Origin of the sequence: Streptomyces sp. NPDC046876, from assembly GCF_040645035.1 — a bacterium.
In the GTDB taxonomy this organism is placed as follows: Bacteria; Actinomycetota; Actinomycetes; order Streptomycetales; family Streptomycetaceae; genus Streptomyces.
Genome location: NZ_JBEYXK010000009.1, coordinates 75,399 through 97,671 on the forward strand (window position 1 = coordinate 75,399; position 22,273 = coordinate 97,671).

The window sequence follows — 22,273 nt, forward strand, 5'->3', positions numbered from 1 at the left end:
TGGGCCACACGCCACCCGCGATACCACTAAAGCAGGACATATGCCTGCACAGCGCTCTGCTGCGATGCCCCGGTGGACGTGATCGCGTCCGCGGGGGGTGTGGGTAGGGTGGGCGGGTGACTGCCACGGATGACTACGCCACCTACATCGCGAGTCTGCCCCGGGTGCTTGCCGGGGCGGCTGCGCTCTACCGGGACGCGCGGGGCCGGGTGCTGCTCGTCGAGCCCAACTACCGCGAGGGGTGGGCCCTGCCGGGCGGGACCATCGAGTCCGACGCGGGCGAGTCGCCGCGGGCCGCCGCCCGCCGGGAGAGCGCCGAGGAGATCGGCCTCGACCTGCCGCTCGGCCGGCTGCTCGCCGTCGACTGGACCCTCGGCCCGGGCCGTCCGCCGCTGGTCGCCTACCTCTTCGACGGGGGCGTGCTCGACGAGGCGCAACTCGCCGCGATCCGGCTCCAGGAGGAGGAGCTCCTCTCCTGGAAGCTGGTCGAGCCCGCCGAACTCGGCGAGTACCTCCTCGGATCGCTCGGCCTGCGCACCCGGGAGGCCTGCCGGGTGCTGGAGTCCGGCGAGGGCACCGTGGAACTGGAGAACGGCCGCCGCCCGGCCGCGTCGTGACACCGGGCTTACCTCGAGCAGGACACAATCAGCTGATGATCACGATGTACGCCTGGCCCAGCACGGCCGACGGGCCCGACGCCCTGCCCATGGTCCACTTCACCACCGACCGGCAGGACGGCGGCGAAGTCACCGCCGACGGAACGCCGGTCTGGCTGTTCGACACCGCCATACGTGAGGGCGGCTGGGCCCAGTTCACGGACTTCGACGGCTGGGCCGCGCCCGCCGAGGGCTGGCAGGCGCTCTACCGCCGCGAGGACGACCTCCTCGCCGTCTCCGGCCCCGGCCCGTGCGAGGGCTGGTACCAGGGCAACCTCGGCGCCGACGCCGAGTGGGTGGCGGCCGCCGCAGCGCAGCAGAGCGTCGTCCTGCTCGCGGCCCCCGTCCAGCACCCCTCGCTCTTCGGCTACGCGGTCGAGGCAGGCGCCGCCTTCGCCCTGCTGGTGCCCCTGGCGGTGGTCTGACGCCCGCCTCCGGCGGCGTACTCTTCGCCGTGTGCACGACATAAGCCGAGCCGGCTCCACCGCCACCACGACGCTCACCATCACCGGAAACCTGCACGAAGACGAGTACCGCGAGGCGGTCCGGGCGGCCGGAGTCTTCCGCAGCTGGCACAGCTCGGTCATCGCCACCGCGACGGCACTTGCCGCGACGGGCACGGCGCTGTTCGCCCTCGGGGCCTCGCCGTACACCTTCGCCGCCCTCCTGTCCGCGGCAGTCGCGTACGCGGCGCTGGGGCTGCGCGTGCCCCCGGCACGCGCCGCCCGCTCCTTCCGCAGGGAGCAGGCCCAAGGGACCCACCGCTGCACGGTCGACGACACCGGCGTCACCACCGCCCGCGGAGGCGTGGAGCTCCTCCGGGTGCCGTGGAGCAGCTTCGCCCGCCACCACGAGACGGACCGGCTGTTCGTACTCGTGGGCCGTGCCGGCCGGCAGCGCCTCGTCCTGGCGCTGCCCAAGCGGCTGCTGAGTGCGCCCGGCGAGGCGGAGTTGCTGGGCGCCCTGCTCGAGGCCCACACAGGCCGCCACCTCCGCTAGCGGGATCCTGCACACCGCGCATCAGAAGAGGGGCTCCGGGGCCGCGGCGGCGGGCTCCCTGCCCGACTCGAAGGCCAGAAGGCGGACCTTGCGGTCGACGCCGCCGCCGTAGCCCGTCATGCTGCCCGAGGCGCCGATCACGCGGTGGCAGGGGACGATGATGCCGATCGGGTTCCGTCCGTTGGCCAGGCCGACCGCCCGCGAGGCGTTCGGCTTGCCGAGCCGGGCCGCGAGCTCCCCGTACGACCAGGTCTGCCCGTACGGGATCCGTACGAGCTGGTCCCACACGCTGCGCTGGAACTCGGTGCCCTCCAGGCGCAGAGGGAGGTCGAACACGGTCCGCTCCCCGGCGAAGTAGGCGGTCAGCTGGCGCACCACCTCCGGGAACGGGCCCTCGTCGGCGGTGACCCGCTCCCCGAACGTCTCCTCGGCCGGCCGGTGCCGCTGCCCGCTCATGTACAGGCCGCTGAGGACGCCGTCCGTGGAGACCAGGGTCAGCGGGCCGTAGGGGCTCTCGACGACGGCGTGCGTCTTGGCGGTGGTGGTGATCGTGGTGATCGTCGTGGTCATGGTGGGGCTGTGCTCCTCAGGCGGGGAGGTGGTTGATGGCGTGGTCGTCGGTGGCCCACAGGTACTGCACGGCGTACGCCCGCCAGGGCCGCCAGGCGGCCGCCCGGGCGGTGAGCGCGGCCGGCGTGGACGGCAGCCCGAGCTCCTTCGCGGCGCGCCGCAGCCCCAGATCGGACGGGAGGAAGGCGTCCGGGTCGCCGAGCGCCCGCATCGCGATCACCTCCGTGGTCCAGGGGCCGAAACCGGGCAGGGCGGCCAGCCGGGCGCGGGCCGCCTCCCAGTCGCTGTCGACGCCCAGCGGGAGCGAGCCGTCCGCCAGGGCGGCGACGAGCGTGGTCAGCGTGGTGCGCCTGCTGAGCGGCAGGGCCAGGGCGTCGGGGTCCAGCGCGGCCAGTGCCTGCGGGGACGGGAACAGGTGGGTGAGCCCGCCCTCGGGGTCCGGGTCCGCGACCGGCTCGCCGTACGCCGTCACCAGACGGGCCGCGTGCGTACGGGCCGCCGCGGTGGACACCTGCTGGCCCAGCACCGCCCGTACGGCGAACTCCGCCGCGTCGACGGTCCGCGGGACCCGGCGCCCCGGGGCCTTGTCCACCAGCGGGGCCAGCAGCGGGTCGGTGCGCAACTGCTCGTCGACCGCCTCCGGGTCCGCGTCGAGGTCCAGCAGCCAGCGGCAGCGGCTGATGGCGATCGTCAGGTCGCGCAGGTCGGTCAGGGCCAGCTGGCAGCCGATGTGGTCGGGCTGCGGGGTGAGGGCGACGACGCCGGTGCCGTAGGGCAGGCGCAGGGTCCGGCGGTAGGCGCCGGCGCGCCACTCCTCGACACCGGGAACGGCGGTCGCGGCGAGGTGGCCGAAGAGGTTGTCCGGGGTGAGCGGGGCCCGGTACGGCAGGCGCAGGCTGATCGTGCCGGGGATGCGCGGCTCCTGCCGCTTCGCCCGGGCGGCGCGGGCCGCGCGGGTACGCAGCTCGCCGGGGGCGAGGGCGAAGACCTCGCGGACGGTCTCGTTGAAGGTACGGATGGAGGAGAAGCCGGAGGCGAACGCCACGTCCCCCATGGGGAGCTCGGAGGTCTCGATCAGCAGCCGCGCGGTCTGGGCGCGCTGCGCCCGGGCCAGCGCGAGGGGTCCGGCGCCGAGCTCGGCGCGCAGCTGGCGCTCGACCTGGCGGGTGGAGTAGCCGAGGCGGGCCGCGAGACCGGGCACGCCCTCGCGGTCCACGACGCCGTCCTGGATGAGGCGCATGGCCCGGGCGACGGCGTCGGCGCGGGCGTTCCACTCGGGGGAGCCGGGGGAGGTGTCGGGCCGGCACCGCTTGCAGGCCCGGTACCCGGCCTGCTGGCAGGCGGCGGCGCTGGGCAGGAAGGACATGTTCTCGACCTTCGGCGGCACGGCGGGGCAGCTGGGCCGGCAGTAGATCCCGGTCGTCCGGACGGCGGTGAAGAACCAGCCGTCGAACCGGGCGTCCTTCGACTGCACGGCCCTGACGCAGCGCTCGGTGTCGGTGTACATGGATCCAGGATCGCGGGGCGGTGGGGGAGGGGCTGGCGGTTTTCCGACATCAAGCGTAGGCGGGCCGGGGCCGGCCGGGCGCCACCGCCGACAGCGCCCGGCCGTGGACCCCGCCGCGCGCCGGACCCGTGGCGGAGCCGGGCGGGCCACCCCCGCCGCGCCGGGCCGCCGGGCGCCGGACCCGCGGCGGAGCCGGGCAGCCCGCCCCCGCCGGGCGCCGGGCCCATGCCGGAGCCGGGCAGGCCGCCTCCGCCGGGCCTGCAGCCCGTGGCAGCGCCCGGGGCGGCGCCCCGCCCCTACTGCGATCCCCCGCCTGGCCTGTGGCCCCAGCCGCTGTGACCCCCCGGCCCCCTTGGCCTTCGGCCGCGGCGCTCGGCCCGGGGGCGGGAGCCGACGCCTTCGACGGCGCCCGGGCCGGCGCCGTCGAGCCATCCTGCGGCGGGGCCCGTACGACCGGCATTCCCGGCCCCGACCTGCAGCCCCGGGTCCCCGGGCCCCAGCACCCCGCTTCTAACGCCAGCGCGGCTGGGATGGCCGCGAGGCATCTGCGGGGCGGGGGTCCCGAGGCGGGTTTCCTGGGGCTCCGCCCCAGACCCCGCGCCTCAAACGCCGGCGGGGCTGGAATGGCTGCTTCGAAGCCTGGGCCGGCAATCTCAGCCCCGCCGGCGTTTGAGTGGGGGTCCCCCCGGACGGAGTCTGGGGGAGGGTCCGGGCGGAGCCCGGTGCCCGGCGGAGCCGGGTTCAGGGGGTGTGCCCGTGGCGGCGAAGTCGGGGCGGAAGCGCGAAGGCCCCCGCCGTGTGGCGGGAGGCCTTCGGTGGGTGGTGCCGGGCCGCGGTTACGGCAGCTGCGCTGCGCGCCGAGGCGGGTTTCCTGGGGCTCCGCCCCAGACCCCGCGCCTCAAACGCCGGCGAGGCTGGAATGGCCCCGGAGTCGTGCGCGCCACCCTGTGTGATCCGTTTCGAAGCCGGGGTCGGCAATCCGGCAGCCTCGCCGGCGTTTGAGGCGCAGGTCCGGGCGGAGCCCGGGGCCCGGGTCGCAGCCGGGTTGCACCGGCCCCGCGCTCCCGGGACGGCCGCCCGGGCGGGCCCGGCCCGTGTGCGGGCGGCTCGGGCCCGCGGCGCGCGAAGGCCCCCCGCCGTGTGGCGGGGGGCCTTCGGGGCAGCCGGGGCCGAGGCTACGGCAGCTGGGCTGCGCGGGCCTCGCGGCGGTTGTGGCGGAACGTGTTCGCCCGGCGGGTCGTCGCGAACAGCGGGATGGTGGCCGCCAGCGCGATCTGCAGGGCGCAGCCGGTCTGCAGGAGCAGCTGGCCGCCGGGGGCGTCGAACGCCCACGCGGCCAGGAGGCCCATGGCGCTGACGATCCAGCTGAGCATCGCCACCGCGAGGACACCCCGCGGCTTCGGGTACTCGACCCGGCTGACCATCAGCCACGCGACGCCGACGATCGCCAGCAGCGTGGGGACGAAGGGCAGCTCCAGCAGCACGATGGAGACGACCGTCAGGGCGCCGAAGGGGCTCGGCATGCCCTGGAACATGCCGTCCTTCATCGTCACGCAGCTGAACCTCGCCAGCCGCAGGACCACCGCCAGCAGGACGACGATGGCGGCCAGGGCCGAGACCTTCTGGTGCGCGTCGTCCGCGACCATGCCGTAGACCAGCACGAAGTACGCCGGGGCCAGCCCGAAGCTGATCAGGTCGGACAGGTTGTCCAGCTCGGCGCCCATCGGCGAGCTGCGCAGCTTGCGGGCGACGATGCCGTCGAAGAGGTCGAAGACCGCCGCGAGCAGCATCAGTATCACCGCGGTCGCCGCGCTGTGCCGGGCCATGCCCGACTCGCCGCTGCCGGTGAGGTGCGGGATGAGGATCCCGGTGGTGGTGAAGTACACCGCCATGAATCCGCACGTCGCGTTGCCGAGGGTGAGGGTGTCCGCTATCGACAGCCGCAGCGACAGCGGCATGTCGTCCTCGGCGGACTCCTCCTCCGCGGCCTCCGGCACCCAGCCGGTGGCGGGGGTGGCAGGAGTCTCGGGGTCAGTCACGGTCAATTCGGGTCACCCCCGCGGTGGTGGCCTGACCGACCTCGACCGCGACCTCGACGCCCTCGGGGAGGTAGATGTCGACGCGGGAGCCGAAGCGGATCAGACCGATGCGTTCGCCCTGCTCCACCTTGGTGCCGGCCGGCAGGTACGGGACGATCCGGCGCGCGACGGCGCCGGCGATCTGCACCATCTCGATGTCGCCGAGCTCGGTGTCGAAGTGCCAGACAACGCGCTCGTTGTTCTCGCTCTCCTTGTTGAACGCCGGGACGAACCCGCCGGGGATGTGCTCCACGGACGTCACGGTGCCGGCCAGCGGCGCGCGGTTGACGTGCACGTTCAGCGGGCTCATGAAGATCGCGACGCGGGTCCGCCCGTCCTTCCACGGCATGATGCTCTGCACCACACCGTCGGCGGGGGAGATGACGCGGCCCTGGGCGATCTCGCGCTCGGGGTCGCGGAAGAACCACAGCATGCCCGCGGCGAGCGCGGTGGTGGGCACGGCCGCCGCGGCCCAGCGTCCGGACTTGCGGGCCCGGGCGAGGCTGAGCGCCGCGGTGGCGACGGTCGGCAGAAGCCACGGCGATGCTCCGCGCGCGAGGCGTACGCCGAAGAGGCTGTCGCGAGGTGCAGAGGTTTGGCTGTGGGGCATGGATGACCTTCGTAGCGGTGGATTGCCGCGCCGCAAACAGGGGGACGGGACGGCGGCTTTACTGGAATGCTATCGGTTGCGCGCGACAACTGGGCAAGCCAGAAGCCGAGTCGATGCCCGTCAGCCAGTCACTGCAAGTGATTCTTTTGCGGCGAACCCATGGAGGATTCGCCGCAAAAGGGACTTTCAGCCCTGGAGTCGGTACTCCTCGAGCAGGCGTCGCCCAATGATCATTTTCTGGATCTCGGCAGTACCTTCACCGATGAGCAGCATCGGGGCCTCGCGGTAGAGGCGCTCGATCTCGTATTCCTTCGAGAAACCGTAGCCGCCGTGGATGCGGAAGGCGTCCTCCACCACCTCCTTGCAGTACTCGGAGGCGAGGTACTTCGCCATCCCTGCTTCGAGGTCGTTTCGTTCCCCGGAGTCCTTTTTGCGTGCTGCGTTGACCATCATGGCATGGGCGGCCTCGACCTTGGTAGCCATCTCGGCCAGCTTGAACTGGATGGCCTGGTGCTGGGCGATCGGCTTGCCGAAAGTGTGACGCTGCTGGGCATACGAGACACCCAGCTCGAACGCACGCTGCGCGACGCCGCAGCCACGGGCCGCCACGTTGACGCGGCCGACCTCGACGCCGTCCATCATTTGGTAAAACCCTCGGCCCGTGGTGCCGCCGAGGACCCGATTGGCCGGAATGCGCAGTCCGTCCATGATGAGCTCGGTCGTGTCGACGCCCTTGTAGCCCATCTTGTCGATCTTGCCCGGGATGGTCAGGCCGGGCCGGACCTCCCCGAAGCCGGGCTCCTTCTCCACCAGGAAGGTCGTCATCGACTTGTGCGGGGCGGTCCCCTCGGGGTGTCCTTCGTCACTCCGGCACAGCACGGCCACCAGCGTGGAGCTGCCGCCGTTCGTCAGCCACATCTTCTGGCCGTTCAGGACGTACTCGTCGCCGTCCTTCACCGCCTTCGACGTGATGGCCGACACGTCCGAGCCCAGTCCCGGCTCGGACATCGAGAACGCGCCGCGCACCTCGCCCAGCGCCATCCGCGGGAGGAAGTGGTCCTTCTGCTCCTGCGTGCCGTGCTGCTTGAGCATGTACGCCACGATGAAGTGGGTGTTGATGATGCCCGAGACGGACATCCAGCCGCGGGCTATCTCCTCCACGCACAGTGCGTACGTGAGCAGCGACTCACCGAGACCGCCGTACTCCTCGGGGATCATCAGCCCGAAGAGGCCGAGCTCCTTGAGGCCGTCGACGATCTGCTGCGGATACTCGTCGCGGTGCTCCAGCTCGGTCGCGACCGGGATGATCTCCTTGTCCACGAATTCGCGGACGGTCTTGAGGATCTCCTGCTGGACATCGGTCAGGCCGGCGGTCCGGGCGAGGCGTGCCATGGCTACTTCCCCTGTTCCTTGAGCTCGGGGCGGCCGGGCTGCTCGCCGCCGCGCTCCTTGATGTACGTCTCGGTCGGGACCATCACCTTGCGCCGGAAGACGCAGACGAGGGTGCCGTCCTGCTTGTAGCCCTTGGTCTCCACGTAGACGATCCCGCGGTCGTTCTTCGACTTCGACGGGGTCTTGTCGAGGACCGTGGTCTCGCCGTAGATCGTGTCGCCGTGGAAGGTCGGCGCCACGTGCCGCAGCGACTCGATCTCCAGGTTGGCGATCGCCTTGCCCGAGACGTCCGGGACGGACATCCCCAGCAGCAGCGAGTAGATGTAGTTGCCCACCACCACGTTCTTGCCGAAGTCCGTGGTGTTCTCGGCGTAATTCACGTCCATGTGGAGCGGGTGGTGGTTCATGGTGAGCAGACAGAAGAGGTGGTCGTCGTACTCGGTGACCGTCTTCCCGGGCCAGTGCTTGTAGACGGCACCGACCTCGAACTCTTCGTACGTGCGTCCGAACTGCATCGGGATCAGGCCTCCGGGATCTCGAACTTGGTGGTGCGCTGCATGCCCGCCGCGCGGCCCTTGCCCGCGATGACCAGGGCCATCTTGCGGCTGGCCTCGTCGATCATCTCGTCGCCGAGCATGGCCGAGCCCTTCTTGCCGCCGGCCTCGGAGGTGCACCAGTCGTACGCGTCGAGGATGAGCTCGGCGTGATCGTAGTCCTCCTGGGAGGGGGAGAAGACCTCGTTGGCCGCCTCGACCTGGCCGGGGTGCAGCACCCACTTGCCGTCGAAGCCGAGGGCGGCGGCGCGGCCGGCGACCTCGCGGTAGGCGTCCACGTCGCGGATCTGGAGGAAGGGGCCGTCGATCGCCTGGAGGTTGTGCATGCGGGCCGCCATCAGGATCCGCATGAGGATGTAGTGGTAGGCGTCCGCCGGGTAGCCGGGCGGCTGCATGCCCACGACCAGCGACTTCATGTTGATGGAGGCCATGAAGTCGGCCGGGCCGAAGATGATCGTCTCCAGGCGCGGCGAGGCGGCGGCGATCTCGTCGACGTTGACCAGGCCCTTGGCGTTCTCGATCTGCGCCTCGATGCCGATCTTGCCGACCTCGAAGCCCATGGTCTTCTCGATCTGGGTCAGGAGGAGGTCGAGGGCGACGACCTGCTGGGCGTCCTGGACCTTCGGCAGCATGATGCAGTCCAGGTTCTGGCCCGCGCCCTCGACGACGGTGATGACGTCGCGGTACGTCCAGTGGGTGGTCCAGTCGTTGACGCGCACGACCCGGGTCTTGCCGGTCCAGTCGCCGTTGTTCAGCGCGTCCACGATCGTGTGGCGGGCGCCCTCCTTGGCGAGCGGGGCGCAGGCGTCCTCCAGGTCGAGGAAGACCTGGTCGGCCGGCAGGCCCTGGGCCTTCTCCAGGAAGCGGGGGTTCGAGCCCGGCACCGCGAGGCAGGAGCGGCGCGGCCGCAGCCGGTTCACGGGAGAGGTGGGCGTGGTCATGCGGGGACCTCCAGAGGGTCGAGCTTGTTCGCTTTCCGGATCTCGTCGACGATACGGCCGATGATCTCCGTGATACCGAAGTCCTTGGGTGTGAAGACGGCGGCGACTCCGGCCGCCTTGAGCGCGACGGCGTCGGCGTTCGGAATGATGCCGCCGAGGACGACCGGGATGTCACCCGCCCCCGCCGCGCGGAGGCGTTCCAGCACGTCCGGCACGAGAGCGCTGTGCGAGCCGGACAGGATGGACAGTCCCACGCAGTGCACGTCCTCGGCCAGCGCCGCCGTGGAGATCTCCTCGGGCGTCAGCCGGATGCCCTGGTAGACCACCTCGAAGCCGGCGTCGCGGGCGCGGACGGCGATCTGCTCGGCGCCGTTGGAGTGCCCGTCCAGGCCGGGCTTGCCGACCAGCAGGCGCAGCCGTCCGGAGCCCAGGTCCTCGGCGGTCCGGGCGACCTTCTCGCGGACCAGGGCCAGCGGCGTGCCCTCCTCGGCGGCGACGGCCACCGGGGCCGAGGAGACCCCGGTGGGGGCGCGGAACTCGCCGAACACCTCGCGCAGGGCGTTCGCCCACTCGCCGGTGGTGACACCGGCCCGGGCGCATTCGAGGGTGGCCTCCATCAGGTTCTCGGTCCCGGCGGCGGCCTCCTTCAGCCGGTCCAGGGCCTGGCCGACCGTCGGGAAGACGAACGGGTCGCCGCCGCCCTGCCGCTCGGAGGACTCCTGGCGCTCGGCCCGCCAGCGGCCGATGCGCTCGACGGTGAGCGCCTCCACCGCCCCGTCCACCGTCATGATGGCGCCGTCCAGGTCGGCGGTGAGCGGGTTCGGCTCGGTCTGCTGGAAGCAGTTCACGCCGACGATCTTGTCCTCGCCCGCTTCGATCCGGGCGCGGCGCTCGGCGTGCGAGGCGACCAGCTGGGACTTCAGGTAGCCGGACTCGACGGCGGCCATCGCGCCGCCCATCTCCTGGATCCGGTCGATCTCGGCCAGGCAGTCGGCGACCAGGGAGTCGACTTTGGCCTCGATGACGTGGGACCCCGCGAAGATGTCGTCGTACTCCAGCAGGTCGCTCTCGTGGGCGAGGACCTGCTGGATGCGCAGCGACCACTGCTGGTCCCAGGGCCGGGGCAGGCCCAGCGCCTCGTTCCAGGCGGGCAGCTGCACGGCGCGGGCCCGGGCGTCCTTGGAGAGGGTGACCGCGAGCATCTCCAGCACGATGCGCTGGACGTTGTTCTCCGGCTGCGCCTCGGTCAGGCCCAGGGAGTTGACCTGGACGCCGTAGCGGAAGCGGCGCTGCTTGGCGTCCTCGATGCCGTAGCGCTCACGGGTGACCTGGTCCCAGATGCGGCCGAAAGCGCGCATCTTGCACATCTCCTCGATGAAGCGGACGCCCGCGTTCACGAAGAAGGAGATACGGGCGACCACCTCGCCGAACCGTTCCTGCGGGACCTGGCCCGAGTCGCGCACCGAGTCCAGTACGGCGATCGCGGTGGACATCGCGTACGAGATCTCCTGGACCGGGGTGGCCCCGGCCTCCTGCAGGTGGTAGCTGCAGATGTTGATCGGGTTCCACTTCGGGATGTGGTTGACCGTGTACGCGATCATGTCGGTCGTCAGGCGGAGCGAGGGCCCGGGCGGGAAGACGTGCGTCCCGCGCGAGAGGTACTCCTTGACGATGTCGTTCTGCGTGGTGCCCTGGAGCTTGGAGATGTCCGCGCCCTGCTCCTCGGCGGCCACCTGGTAGAGCGCCAGCAGCCACATGGCGGTGGCGTTGATCGTCATCGAGGTGTTCATCTGCTCCAGGGGGATGTCCTGGAACAGCCGCCGCATGTCGCCCAGATGGGAGACCGGGACCCCGACCCGGCCCACCTCGCCGCGGGCGAGGATGTGGTCGGGGTCGTAGCCGGTCTGCGTCGGCAGGTCGAACGCGACCGACAGGCCGGTCTGGCCCTTGGCGAGGTTGCGGCGGTACAGCTCGTTGGACGCCTCGGCCGTGGAGTGGCCGGCGTACGTCCGCATGAGCCACGGACGGTCTTTCTGGCGCTCTGTCATCTCAGGCGATCCTTATGGCCTTTGAGCGGACTCAGACGTTGCGGAAGCGGTTGATCGCGTCGAGGTGCTTGGCACGCATCTCGTGGTCGCGCACGCCCAGGCCTTCCTCGGGGGCGAGGGCGAGGACGCCGACCTTGCCCTGGTGGAGGTTGCGGTGGACGTCGTAGGCGGCCTGGCCGGTCTCCTCGAGGGAGTAGACCTTCGACAGGGTGGGGTGGATCTTGCCCTTGGCGATGAGGCGGTTGGCTTCCCAGGCCTCGCGGTAGTTGGCGAAGTGCGAGCCGATGATCCGCTTGAGGGACATCCACAGGTAGCGGTTGTCGTACTCGTGCATGTAGCCGGAGGTGGAGGCGCAGGTGGTGATGGTGCCGCCCTTGCGGGTGACGTAGACGCTCGCGCCGAAGGTCTCGCGGCCGGGGTGTTCGAAGACGATGTCGATGTCCTCGCCGCCGGTGAGCTCGCGGATCTTGGAGCCGAAGCGCTTCCATTCGCGGGGGTCCTGGGTGCGCTCGTCCTTCCAGAACTTGTAGCCCTCGGCGTTGCGGTCGATGACCGCCTCGGCGCCCATCTTGCGGCAGATCTCGGCCTTTTCGGGGGAGGAGACGACGCAGATGGGGTTGGCGCCGCCGGCGAGGGCGAACTGGGTGGCGTAGGAGCCGAGGCCGCCGCTGGCGCCCCAGATCAGGACGTTGTCGCCCTGCTTCATGCCGGCGCCGTTGCGGGAGACGAGCTGGCGGTAGGCGGTGGAGTTGACCAGGCCGGGGGAGGCGGCCTCCTCCCAGCTGAGGTGGGCGGGCTTGGGCATCAGCTGGTTGGACTTGACGAGGGCGATCTCTGCCAGGCCGCCGAAGTTGGTCTCGAAGCCCCAGATGCGCTGCTCGGGGTCGAGCATCGTGTCGTTGTGGCCGTCGGAGGACTCCAGCTCGACGGAGAGGCAGTGGGCGACGACCTCGTCGCCGGGGTTCCAGGCGTTGACGCCGGGGCCGGTGCGCAGGACGACGCCCGCGAGGTCCGAGCCGATGATGTGGTACGGCAGGTCGTGGCGCTTGGTGAGCTCCGACACGCGGCCGTAGCGCTCGAGGAAGCCGAAGGTGGACAGCGGCTCGAAGATCGAGGTCCACACGGAGTTGTAGTTGACCGAGGAGGCCATGACGGCCACCAGGGCCTCGCCCGGGCCGAGTTCCGGCACCGGGACCTGGTCGAGGTGCAGGGACTCGCGCGGGTCCTTCTCGCGGGTCGGGAGCCCGGCGAACATCTCCGTCTCGTCCTTGTGCACGGTGATCGCGCGGTAGGACTCGGGGAGCGGCAGGGCCGCGAAGTCGGCGGCCGTAGCGGCCTGCGACTGGATCGCGTCGAGGATGTCCTTCACGGTGTTGCCTCCGGCGGCGCTGAATGGGGGTGCGCTGAGGGATGCGCAGGGTGCGCGGGTACGGGTGGTGGGGTGCTGCGTTTGCCGTCGGTCCGGCTGAGCGGTGGTGCTGGGGCGACGCCAGTGGTGCGGCGTGCGGGTGCCTGGTGACGCAGGCGTCCGGGGCGCGGTCCGTGCCGAGTGGGCGTGGACCGCGGGGACATCCGGATGACTTCAACGTATGGCACCCCGTGTCACTCGACAAGGCACCGCGTGCCAAAACTTTCTCTCATTTGCCTATTGACCTGCGCAGATGAGCGATGATCGATCAGAGTTACCGGTGAGTAGGGGCAACTCGGACAAACGGAAGCGGCCGCTCCCGGGAGGGGAGCGGCCGCTGTGACGCGTATCGCTTCAGGTGGTTTCAGGAGCCCCGCAGGCCCCGGAAAGGAGTGGCGGTATGGCTAGGTGTTCTTGCGCAGGGCCTCTTCGATGGTCCGCATGACCTCGTCCAGCGGGGCGTCCGTACGGGCCACCGCCACCAGCACCTCGTCGTGCGCCCGCACCGCGGCCGCCGGCGCCGCCGCCGGGGCGGAGGCGGGCATCGAGGCCATGCTCCGGCCCGCGCCGATGCCCGTGCCGAAGGTCTTGCGCACGATGGCGAAGGCGTGGTCGAGCTGCGCCTCCACGTCCCCCTGGCCCCCGGCCCGCAGCCAGCGCCGCAGCACGTGGTTGTGGGCCGTGACCACCGCCGAGGCGGCCACCTCGGCCAGCAGCGGGTCGTCGTTGCCGTCGTGGGGCTCGGTCTCGTCGAAATGGGCCAGCAGATAGCGCGTGAACAGCCGCTCGTAGCGGGCCACCGAGGCGATCTCCCGCTCCCGCAGGGCCGGCACCTCCCGCGTCAGCCGGTAGCGCTCGACCGACACCGCCGGGGAGGCGGCGTACATCTTCATGACTTCCTTGATCCCGCGGCACACCGTGTCGAGCGGGTGCTCGTGCGCCGGGGCCACGTCCAGCACGGCCTCGGCCCGGGTCAGCGTGTCGTCGTGATCCGGGAAGATCGCCTCTTCCTTGGACCGGAAGTGCCGGAAGAACGTCCGGCGCGCCACCCCGGCGGCCGCGGCGATCTCGTCGACCGTCGTGGCCTCGTACCCCTTGGTCGCGAACAGCTCCATCGCGGCGGCGGCGAGCTCGCGCCGCATCTTGAGCCGCTGCGCGGCCGCCTTGGTGCCGGCCGCGCTCTCCGGGCTGTCGGAGGCAGTGGCGGCGCGGGGCGAGGTCTTGGCGGACTGGGACATAGAGCGAAAGTACTTCATTCGCGCGGGGGCGCGCGCCTGAGGGGGGTGGGACGGCAGTGATGGATGCGGGGGAGGGCCCGCACTGGGCTCGGAGGGTGCGGCCCGCCGTGAGGGTCCGGCGGACCCGAGCAGCCCTCCCCACGCATCCGGCTCGGATGCCCTCCTGTTACCGGCGGGCGTACTCACGGAATCCGCGGCCGGTCTTCCGGCCCAGGCAGCCCGCCGCCACCAGGTGCTCCAGCAGCGGGGACGGGGCCAGGCCCGGGTCGCGGAACTCCTTGTGGAGGACCTTCTCGATCGCGAGTGAGACGTCCAGGCCGACGACGTCCAGGAGCTCGAAGGGCCCCATCGGGTAGCCGCCGCCGAGCCTCATGGCCGCGTCGATGTCGTCCAGGCTCGCGTAGTGCTCCTCGACCATCTTGATCGCGTTGTTCAGGTACGGGAACAGCAGCGCGTTCACGATGAACCCGGCCCGGTCCCCGCAGTCCACCGGGTGCTTGCGCACCTTCGTGCAGACCTCGCGGACCGTGGCGTGCACGTCGTCCGAGGTCAGGACGGTGCGGACCACCTCGACCAGCTTCATCGCCGGCGCCGGGTTGAAGAAGTGCATGCCGATCACGTCCTGCGGGCGCGAGGTCGCGCGGGCACAGGCGATCACCGGCAGCGAGGACGTGGTCGTGGCCAGGACCGCGCCCGGCTTGCAGACCTTGTCGAGGGTGGCGAACAGCTCCTGCTTGACCGCCAGGTCCTCGGCCACCGCCTCGACGGCCAGGTCCACGTGCGCGAAGGCGTCCAGCGAGCCGGCCGGGGAGATGCGCGCCAGCGTCTGGTCGGCGGCCTCCTGCGTCAGCCGCCCCTTGGCGACCGCGCGGCCCAGCGACTTGCCGATCGCGGCCTTGGCGGCCTCGGCCTTCTCCTGGCTGCGGGCGGCGAGCACCACCTCGTAGCCGGCCTGCGCGAAGACCTGCGCGATACCGCTCGCCATGGTGCCCGAGCCGGCCACGCCGACCGAGGAGACCGGGCGGCCCTCGCCGAGCCGGGCCCCGTCCAGCGGGGTCTGGGCGTCACGGACCACCGCCGCGCTGCCCGGCTCCTCGTACGTGTAGAAGCCGCGCCCGGACTTCTGCCCGGTCAGGCCGGCCTCGGCGAGGTGGCCGAGGATCGGGGCGGGGGCGTGCAGGCGGTCTCCGGAGGCGGCGTACATGGCCTCCAGGACGGTGCGGGCGGTGTCCACGCCGATCAGGTCGAGCAGGGCCAGCGGGCCCATCGGCAGGCCGCAGCCGAGCCGCATCGCCGCGTCGATGTCCTCGCGGGAGGCGTACTTCGACTCGTACATCGCGGCGGCCTGGTTGAGGTAGCCGAACAGCAGCCCGTCGGCGACGAAACCGGGCCGGTCACCCACCGAGACGGGCTCCTTGCCCAACTCGCGGGCCAGGGCGGTGACCGCCTCCACGGCCGGCGGGGCGGTCAGCACGCTGGAGACGACCTCGACCAGCTTCATCGCGGGCGCCGGGTTGAAGAAGTGCAGGCCGAGGACGCGCTCGGGGCGCTGCGACTCGGCGGCCAGCCGGGTCACCGACAGGGCGTTGGTGCCGGTGGCCAGGATCGTGTCCGGCCGCACGACGGCGTCCAGCTCGGTGAAGATCCGGTGCTTGAGCTCGTAGTCCTCCGGGACGACCTCGATGACGAGGTCGGCGTCGGCGGCGGCGCTCAGCTCGGTGTAGGTGCGCAGCCGGGCGAGGACGGCCTCGCGCTCCTGCTCGCTGATCCGCTCGCGGGCCACGGAGCGGGCCGTGGCCGCCGCGAGGGCCGCGGTGGCCCGGCGGGTGGCGGCCTCGCTGATGTCGATGCCGATGACCTCGCGGCCGGCGCGGGCGAGGACCTCGGCGATGCCGGTGCCCATCGTGCCGAGGCCGACGACGGCGATGGTCTGCAGGGTGGACTGACTGGACGTGGACGGAAGGTCCATCGCGGGACTCCAGTGGATGAGGGTGACGACTGGGGGCGGCGCGCGGCGCACGACGCGCGGCCGAAGACCGGAAGAAGTCCGGCATGAAAGACGGTGAAACAACGGGAGGTTCCGCGCAGAGCGCCGTGAGGGCGGGGCGGAGAGCGGCGGACCCTGTCCCGGGGCCGCGCCGTGGAGAGCGCCGTACGCGGAGCAGACGTGCTGCTGCGGTGCAAGGCGTGCGGGGTGGTGCATGGCGGTACGTGGCGGTGCGTGGCGTACCGGACCGACTGCACGAGGCGGCTGCGTCACCAGGCCGGCCTCGTACGTGTTGAAGCGAGAGTAACTCGTCGGTAACTGCTTGGCCATAGCACCGGGTACACCAGTCGGTGTGACGTACGCCGCGACGGCAGCCGCCGGCGGGACACGACGCGCGGGGCGGCCGGCGGGGCGAGGGCCGGGCCGGCCGGCGGGGCAAGGGGCGGGCCCCTCACCCCGGACGGGCCGTCAGGTCCGGTGTGCCGCCCGGCCGTGGGAGGGGGACCGACCCGGGCCAACGCCCCACGCGCGGGCCCCGCCACCCCCTAGGGTGGGCGCCGTGAGCGACGTACTCGAGCGCCTGCGCGCCGAAGCGGACGGATCCGGCGGATCACGCCGGTACGCGGAGCTGCTCGCAGCGGACCCGGACGCGCTGGCGGCCTCCCTGACGTCGGCCGGGCTGCCCCTGTGGGCCCGGGAGCTGGCCGCGTACCGGCTGGGCCTGGCCGGCGACCGCCGCGCCTTCGAGACGCTGGTCCTGCTGCTCAACCACCGCGACCCGCCGCGCTGCGCCGCCGCCGCCGAGGCCCTGGCCGTCCTGGGCGACCCGCGCACCGCCCGCGCGGCGGCCGCCCTGGCCACCAACGAGCTCCGCACGGCCTACGCCCTGCAGCCGGTCCGCCTGCTGGCCGCACTGCGGGCGCCCGAGTCCGCCCCGGCGCTGATCCGCACCCTGTCCCGGCTGCTCGCCCCGAACGACCCGTACTGGCGGGTGGCGCTGGCCTGCGTGGAGGGGCTGGGCGCCCTGGCCGACCCCGCCTCCCGCGAGGTCCTCGCCCGGGCCCAGGCCCACCCGCGGCTGGCCGTCGCGGCGACCGCGGCCCTGCGCGCCCTGCCGCGGACCGCCTGACCGCCGGTGTCCGACCGGGCGGACACCCGGCCGGGCCGCCCGGTCTCAGGCCTCCGCGGGGAGGACGGCGTAGGCCTCGATCTCCACCAGGAGTTCGGGGCGGACCAGGGCCGAGACCTGGACGGCCGTGGAGGCCGGGAGCCGGTCCGGGGCGATCACCTCGTCGCGGGCCGCCCGTACCGCCGGCATGTGGGCCATGTCCGTCACGAAGTACGTCAGCTTCACGACGTCGTCGAAGCCCGCCCCGGCCGCCGCCAGGCACCGGCGCAGGTTCTCGAACACCTGCCGGGCCTGGGCGGCGGCGTCGCCCGCGCCCACCACCTCGCCGCCCTCGTCGAAGGAGCACTGCCCGGAGACCGCGACGAACCTGCCCGTGCCCCAGACGACGTGGCTGTACTGGGGGCTCGGGCTGAGGCCCTCGGGGGCGGGGACGCGGATGACGGCGTTGGTGGTCATGGGCAGATCCTGCCCGGTCATGATCAGCCGCGGAAGCCCAGCAGCCCGTGGAGGGCCGCGCCGCCCGCCGAGTGGACCGCCGCCCGCGTGGCCGCGGCCGGCTTCGGGTCGGGCTGCGCCGCACACGTCGCGTCCGCCGCCTGCCCCGTCCTCAGGTACGCCGCCACCTTCTCGTCCAGGCACGTGTTGCCGCTCAGCGAGATCCCGTGGTTCCCGCCGCGCTCCTCCACCACCAGGGCCGAACCCTTCAGCTTCTCCTTCATCGCCAGCGCGCCCCCGAACGGCGTCGCCGCGTCGTCGGTGGCCTGGAGCAGCAGCGCCGGCGGGAGGTCGGCGTTGGCCACGTCCGGCGCCTGCAGCGGCTCCGTCTTCCAGAACGCGCACGGGGCGTTGTACCAGGCGTTGTTCCAGGTCATGAACGGCGCCTCGACGTGCGTGCGCCACATGTCGGCCCGCCACCGGTTCCAGTCCTTCGGCCAGGCCGAGTCCCGGCACTGCACCGCCGTGTACACGCTGTAGCCGTTGCCCGCCGAGGGCTCCACCGCCCCGAACCTCTCGTACGCCGCCACCAGCGGCGCCGGGTCCCCGTCCACCGCGTACTTCGAGAACGCCTCGGCCAGGTTCGGCCAGTAGCCGTTGTAGTAGCCGCCCGGCATGTAGGTGTCCTCCAGCTCGGACGGGCCCACCTTGCCGCCCGCCGGCTCCGTGCGCAGGGCGTCGCGCACCGCGTACCAGCGCCGCTCCACCTCGGCGGCGTCGGTGCCCAGCCGGTAGGCGGCGTCGTGCTCGGCGACCCAGGCCAGGAAGGCCTTGTGGCGGGCGTCGAAGGCCCGGTCCTGCGCGAGGTTGTCCTCGTACCAGACGCCGCCCGGGTCGACGACGGAGTCCAGGACCAGGCGGTGGATCCGGTCCGGGTGCAGCCGCCCGTACACGGCGCCCAGGTACGTCCCGTACGAGTAGCCGAAGTAGCTGATCTTCTGCGCGCCCAGCGCGGCGCGGATCAGCTCGATGTCGCGGGCGGTGGAGACGGTGTCGATGTACGGGAGCACGTCCGCGTGCCGGGTCTGGCAGGCCTCGGCGAAGGCCTGCACCCGCTTCAGGTTCGCCTCCTCGGTCTGCGCCCCGTACGGCACGGAGTCGGGGCGGACCGGGTTGAAGTGGCCGGCCGTGCAGTCGAGGGCCGGCTCGCTCTTGCCGACCCCGCGCGGGTCGAAGCCGATCACGTCGAACTGGGCGGCGACGTCCTTCGGCAGCGCGGTGGCGACGTACGGGGCCAGGCCGCGCCCGCTGCCGCCCGGGCCGCCCGGGTTGACCAGCAGCGGGCCCTGGCTCTTGGCGGCGGTGTGCGGGACCCGGGTCAGGGCCAGCGTGATCTGCCGCCCGGTGGGCCGGGCGTGGTCGAGGGGGACCTTGAGGGAGGCGCACTGCAGCGTTGGGTAGCGGCTCGTGGCGCAGCCGGTCCAGCGCAGCGCGGCGGCCGCCGCGGCGGGAGCGCCGGCGGACGGGTGCGCGGCGGCCGCCGTGGCCCCGGCCGGGCCGGTCACCGCGGCGGCGGTGGCGGTGGCGACGGACAGCAGGACGGCGGCGCGCTTCTTCAGGGGACCGCGCTTCTTCATCGGGTGCAGCATGGGGCCTCCCAGCCGAGGGTTCTGGGCGGAATCGTCCCGGAAACCCTGCCCGGAAGACGGCATTGGGCGGCGGATTGGCCCGATGTGATGAGATTTCAGGGGCCGCGGCGACGCGGCCCGCCCTCACAGCAGCGTGAGCTGCGCCGGCCCCCCGGGCGCCGGGCCGGTCGGCGGCTCCGGGACGGCGATCCGGCGGGACGCGCCCCGCCGGGCCGGGCCGATGCCGAATTCCGCCGCGAGTTCGTGGACTTGGCGCGTGATCCGGCGCTGGTACCAGGTCGGCGCGTACGCCCCGTCCGCGTACATCCGCGCGTACCGCCCGACCAGGTGCGGGTGGTGGCGGCCCAGCCAGGCGGTGAACCACTCGCGCGCCCCGGGCCGCAGATGGAGTACCAGGGGTGTCACGGAGGTTGCGCCGGAGGCGGCGACGGCCGCGACCGTGGCCCGCAGCTGCTCGGGGGAGTCCCCGAGGAAGGGGATCACCGGGGCCATCAGCACCCCGCACTCGATGCCGGCGTCGGTCAGGGCCCGTACGGCGGCGAGCCGCGCGGCGGGGGACGGCGTACCCGGCTCGACGGTCCGCCACAGCGCGGTGTCGGTGAAGCCGACGGAGACGGAGATCCCGACCTCCGTGACCTCGGCGGCCGCGCGCAGCAGGGGCAGGTCGCGCAGGATCAGCGTGCCCTTGGTGAGGATGGAGAACGGGTTGGCGCGCTCGTGCAGGGCCTCGATGATCCCGGGCATCAGCCGGTAGCGGCCCTCGGCGCGCTGGTAGCAGTCCACGTTGGTGCCCATGGCGATGTGCGCCCCGCTCCAGCGGCGCGAGCCGAGCTCGCGGCGCAGCAGCTCCGGGGCGTTGGTCTTGACGACGATCTGCGAGTCGAAGCCGAGCCCGGTGTCGAGGTCGAGGTAGCTGTGCGTCTTGCGCGCGAAGCAGTACACGCAGGCGTGGCTGCAGCCCCTGTACGGGTTCACGGTCCACTCGAACGGCATCCGCGAGGCGCCCGGGACCCGGTTGAGGATCGACCGGGCGCGGACCTCGTGGAAGGTGATCCCGCGGAACTCGGGGGTGTCGAAGGTGCGGGTGACGACGGAGTCGGCGGCGAAGAGGGCGAGGGGCCCGGCGGCCGCGCCGTCCCGGCCGCCGCCTTCGTCCCCGGTCAGGTTGTCCCAGCGCATGGCACGCCTCCCTCGGTAGCTCGCTCGACCAGAGAATAGAACAAACGTTCCCATGATCGTGCGGGGCGAGCCAGGGCGGACCACGGGCGGGCTCAGGGATCCTCGTGCCGGAAGGCGTCGTGCAACCTGAGCAGAGCGCGGCGGCGGGAGTGCGCCCGAGCCAGGGCGTACCCGGCCGCGGCGGCGAAGGCCGCGCCGACGAAGGCGGTGGTCAGGGCCGCGGCCGCGGAGGCGCGCAGCGCGGCCAGGACCGTCCCGGCCGCCCCGGTCGCCGCGGTGGCCGCCAGCGCCAGCCGGGCCCCCAGCACCCGGTCCCGCGCGTACAGCGGCCGGCGCCGGGTCAGCACCCACCCGGCGAAGACGGCCCACGCCAGCCCGATCGCGATCAGCCCGGCGAACGCGGCCTGCGTGCGCACCGGGAGCGGGCCGGGCTCGGTGGCCCACAGCAGCCCGACCAGCGCCGCCCCGCACCCGCCGGCCAGTCCCACCGCCGTGTGGCGCATCCGGGCACCCAGCGAGACCTCCGCGGCCAGCGCACGCTCGAGTTCCTCCGGCACGTCCCGCCGGTCCGCGGACGACTGGTGGTCGCTCATGACCCGTATCCCCTCTCGTATCCCCTCTCGGCCAGGACGCTCCGCAGCATGCGACGCGCCCGGTGCAGCCTGCTCTTCACTGTGCCCGGCGGCACGCCGAGCGCCTCCGCGCAGGCAGCCAGGGGCAGGTCCTGGAGGTGGAACAGGATCAGCACCTCCCGCTCCAGGGGCGGCAGCCCGCTCAGGCCGGCCTCCACCTGCATCGTGGTCAGCACGCCGTCCGCGGGGTCGTCCCCCGCGGCCGCCTCCGCGTCTTCCGCGCCCGCGTCCTCCGCGGCCGCCTCCGCAGCCCGGTACGCGTGGCGCAGGTGCTCGGCGACCGCGCGCCGGGCGATGGTGAACAGCCAGGGGGCGAACCGCTCCGGCTGCCGAAGCCGCGGCAGCCCGCGGACCACGCCGAGCCACACCTCCTGGGCCAGGTCGTCCGCGAGGTGCGCCGAACCGGCCATGCCCCGCACGTACCGCCACACCGGGCCGTGCCAGACGCGCACCAGCTCGCGGAACGCCTCGCGCTCCCCGAGCTGGCAGCGCACCACCAGCAGCCCGTCGCGTCTTTCGTCGCCGCCCACCGCACCTCCCCGCCTCGCGCAGCCTTCACCCGGACAGTCGGCCCGCGAGCCGGAAAGGTTCACCGGCGGGACGCGGGGCGCTGCGACGGCCCGCAAGGGGGTGGGGCGGCGGTCGGCGCCGCCCCACCCCCGTCGCCGTCCTGCCTACTCGCGGGGGGCCGGGCGCGTCAGGCGGAAGCGGAGCACGCCTTCGGCCTCCTCGGCCGGAGCGGCGCCGTACCGCTCGAAGCCGGCCTTCTCCAGGACGCGGACGGAGGCCGGGTTCGACAGCTCCACGCCGGCGGTCACCGTGTGGACGCCGGGCGCGGCGAGGCCGTACGCGGCGAGCGCCCGGGTGGCCTCGGTGGCGTAGCCCCGGCCGCGCCGGGAGGCGACGACGCCGTAGCCCAGTTCGAGCACTCCCTCGGCGGGCGGCCAGAACAGGCCGATCGAGCCCACCACGAGGCCGGTGGACCGCTCGACGAGCAGCCGGTGCCCGTACGGGCCGAGCCAGGCGGGGTGGCCGTCGAAGAGGCCCGCGATGACGCGGTCGCCCTCGGCCGGGAAGTCCTCGGCCCAGCCGCCCGGCCGGCGGCCGTCACCGGCGAGGACGGCGCCGGCCTCGGCCGCGGTCCAGGTACGGAGCACGAGCCGCTCGGTGGTCAGCTCGGCGCGCTCGTGCGAAGGATTCGAAGTCTTCGAAGGTGCGGAATGCACGGGTGTCTCCTGGTCATGGGAAGGACCCGGACCGC

21 protein-coding genes are annotated in these 22,273 nt (G+C 72.8%); 4 read left to right on the forward strand and 17 right to left on the reverse strand.

Annotated features, from left to right (window positions below; translation table 11 throughout):
• Positions 1–116: 116 nt before the first annotated feature.
• From ABZ924_RS08290 to ABZ924_RS08300, 3 genes are read left to right on the forward strand one after another with little or no spacing between them, the layout of a single operon-like run.
• Complete coding sequence (locus ABZ924_RS08290) at positions 117–617, forward strand: NUDIX hydrolase (RefSeq protein ID WP_361905832.1); 501 nt, start codon at positions 117–119, stop codon at positions 615–617.
• A gap of 35 nt (positions 618–652) precedes the next feature.
• Complete coding sequence (locus ABZ924_RS08295; RefSeq protein WP_361905834.1) at positions 653–1,081, forward strand: hypothetical protein; 429 nt, start codon at positions 653–655, stop codon at positions 1,079–1,081.
• Between the two features lie 31 nt (positions 1,082–1,112).
• Positions 1,113–1,655: a YcxB family protein gene (locus tag ABZ924_RS08300; protein WP_361905836.1), complete on the forward strand. Its 543-nt coding sequence runs from the start codon at positions 1,113–1,115 to the stop codon at positions 1,653–1,655.
• Positions 1,656–1,676: 21 nt separating this feature from the next.
• On the opposite strand, the gene ABZ924_RS08305 is transcribed toward ABZ924_RS08300, so the two are convergent.
• From ABZ924_RS08305 to ABZ924_RS08355, 11 genes are all read right to left on the reverse strand, one after another.
• Entirely contained in the window at positions 1,677–2,225 is a 549-nt protein-coding gene (locus ABZ924_RS08305) for a methylated-DNA--[protein]-cysteine S-methyltransferase (RefSeq protein WP_361905838.1), read from the reverse strand.
• A gap of 16 nt (positions 2,226–2,241) precedes the next feature.
• On the reverse strand, positions 2,242–3,732 hold the full coding sequence (locus ABZ924_RS08310; protein ID WP_361905840.1) for an AlkA N-terminal domain-containing protein: 1,491 nt from the start codon (positions 3,730–3,732) through the stop codon (positions 2,242–2,244).
• 1,175 nt (positions 3,733–4,907) lie between these two features.
• Complete coding sequence (pssA, locus tag ABZ924_RS08315) at positions 4,908–5,729, reverse strand: CDP-diacylglycerol--serine O-phosphatidyltransferase (protein WP_361905956.1); 822 nt, start codon at positions 5,727–5,729, stop codon at positions 4,908–4,910.
• Positions 5,730–5,763: 34 nt separating this feature from the next.
• On the reverse strand, positions 5,764–6,420 hold the full coding sequence (locus ABZ924_RS08320; RefSeq protein WP_361905842.1) for a phosphatidylserine decarboxylase: 657 nt from the start codon (positions 6,418–6,420) through the stop codon (positions 5,764–5,766).
• A 186-nt stretch (positions 6,421–6,606) separates the two neighbouring features.
• A complete protein-coding gene (locus ABZ924_RS08325) occupies positions 6,607–7,812 on the reverse strand; it encodes an acyl-CoA dehydrogenase family protein (protein WP_361905844.1) in 1,206 nt (401 codons plus the stop codon).
• Between the two features lie 2 nt (positions 7,813–7,814).
• The gene (locus ABZ924_RS08330; protein ID WP_015656728.1) at positions 7,815–8,327 is read right to left on the reverse strand and encodes a MaoC family dehydratase; all 513 of its coding nucleotides are present in this window, start codon (positions 8,325–8,327) and stop codon (positions 7,815–7,817) included.
• 5 nt (positions 8,328–8,332) lie between these two features.
• The gene (locus ABZ924_RS08335) at positions 8,333–9,307 is read right to left on the reverse strand and encodes a CoA ester lyase (RefSeq protein ID WP_361905846.1); all 975 of its coding nucleotides are present in this window, start codon (positions 9,305–9,307) and stop codon (positions 8,333–8,335) included.
• Positions 9,304–11,355 (reverse strand): protein meaA, encoded by a 2,052-nt coding sequence (locus tag ABZ924_RS08340; protein ID WP_361905848.1) that lies wholly within the window; start codon positions 11,353–11,355, stop codon positions 9,304–9,306. The genes ABZ924_RS08335 and ABZ924_RS08340 overlap by 4 nt, the downstream gene beginning before the upstream one ends.
• Positions 11,356–11,386: 31 nt before the next feature.
• On the reverse strand, positions 11,387–12,724 hold the full coding sequence (gene ccrA, locus ABZ924_RS08345; protein WP_361905850.1) for a crotonyl-CoA carboxylase/reductase: 1,338 nt from the start codon (positions 12,722–12,724) through the stop codon (positions 11,387–11,389).
• Positions 12,725–13,167: 443 nt separating this feature from the next.
• Positions 13,168–14,001: a TetR family transcriptional regulator gene (locus ABZ924_RS08350; RefSeq protein WP_361905852.1), complete on the reverse strand. Its 834-nt coding sequence runs from the start codon at positions 13,999–14,001 to the stop codon at positions 13,168–13,170.
• Between the two features lie 166 nt (positions 14,002–14,167).
• Complete coding sequence (locus tag ABZ924_RS08355) at positions 14,168–15,970, reverse strand: 3-hydroxybutyryl-CoA dehydrogenase (protein WP_361905854.1); 1,803 nt, start codon at positions 15,968–15,970, stop codon at positions 14,168–14,170.
• Positions 15,971–16,547: 577 nt separating this feature from the next.
• Between ABZ924_RS08355 and ABZ924_RS08360 the strand changes: the two genes are divergently transcribed.
• Positions 16,548–17,117, forward strand: coding sequence for an adenylosuccinate lyase (locus ABZ924_RS08360; protein ID WP_361905856.1), 570 nt, complete (start codon positions 16,548–16,550; stop codon positions 17,115–17,117).
• A 45-nt stretch (positions 17,118–17,162) separates the two neighbouring features.
• Here ABZ924_RS08360 and ABZ924_RS08365 read toward each other — a convergent pair whose 3' ends face one another.
• From ABZ924_RS08365 to ABZ924_RS08390, 6 genes are all read right to left on the reverse strand, one after another.
• Entirely contained in the window at positions 17,163–17,573 is a 411-nt protein-coding gene (locus ABZ924_RS08365; RefSeq protein WP_361905858.1) for a RidA family protein, read from the reverse strand.
• A gap of 23 nt (positions 17,574–17,596) precedes the next feature.
• Entirely contained in the window at positions 17,597–19,189 is a 1,593-nt protein-coding gene (locus tag ABZ924_RS08370; protein WP_361905860.1) for an alpha/beta hydrolase, read from the reverse strand.
• 135 nt (positions 19,190–19,324) lie between these two features.
• Positions 19,325–20,380 (reverse strand): Rv2578c family radical SAM protein, encoded by a 1,056-nt coding sequence (locus tag ABZ924_RS08375; protein ID WP_361905862.1) that lies wholly within the window; start codon positions 20,378–20,380, stop codon positions 19,325–19,327.
• 92 nt (positions 20,381–20,472) lie between these two features.
• Positions 20,473–20,973 (reverse strand): transmembrane transport protein, encoded by a 501-nt coding sequence (locus ABZ924_RS08380; protein ID WP_361905864.1) that lies wholly within the window; start codon positions 20,971–20,973, stop codon positions 20,473–20,475.
• Positions 20,970–21,542, reverse strand: a complete 573-nt coding sequence (locus tag ABZ924_RS08385; RefSeq protein WP_361905866.1) for a sigma-70 family RNA polymerase sigma factor — start codon at positions 21,540–21,542, stop codon at positions 20,970–20,972. Before ABZ924_RS08385 ends, ABZ924_RS08380 begins: the two co-directional genes overlap by 4 nt.
• 144 nt (positions 21,543–21,686) lie before the next feature.
• A complete protein-coding gene (locus tag ABZ924_RS08390; RefSeq protein WP_361905868.1) occupies positions 21,687–22,238 on the reverse strand; it encodes a GNAT family N-acetyltransferase in 552 nt (183 codons plus the stop codon).
• Positions 22,239–22,273: the final 35 nt, after the last annotated feature.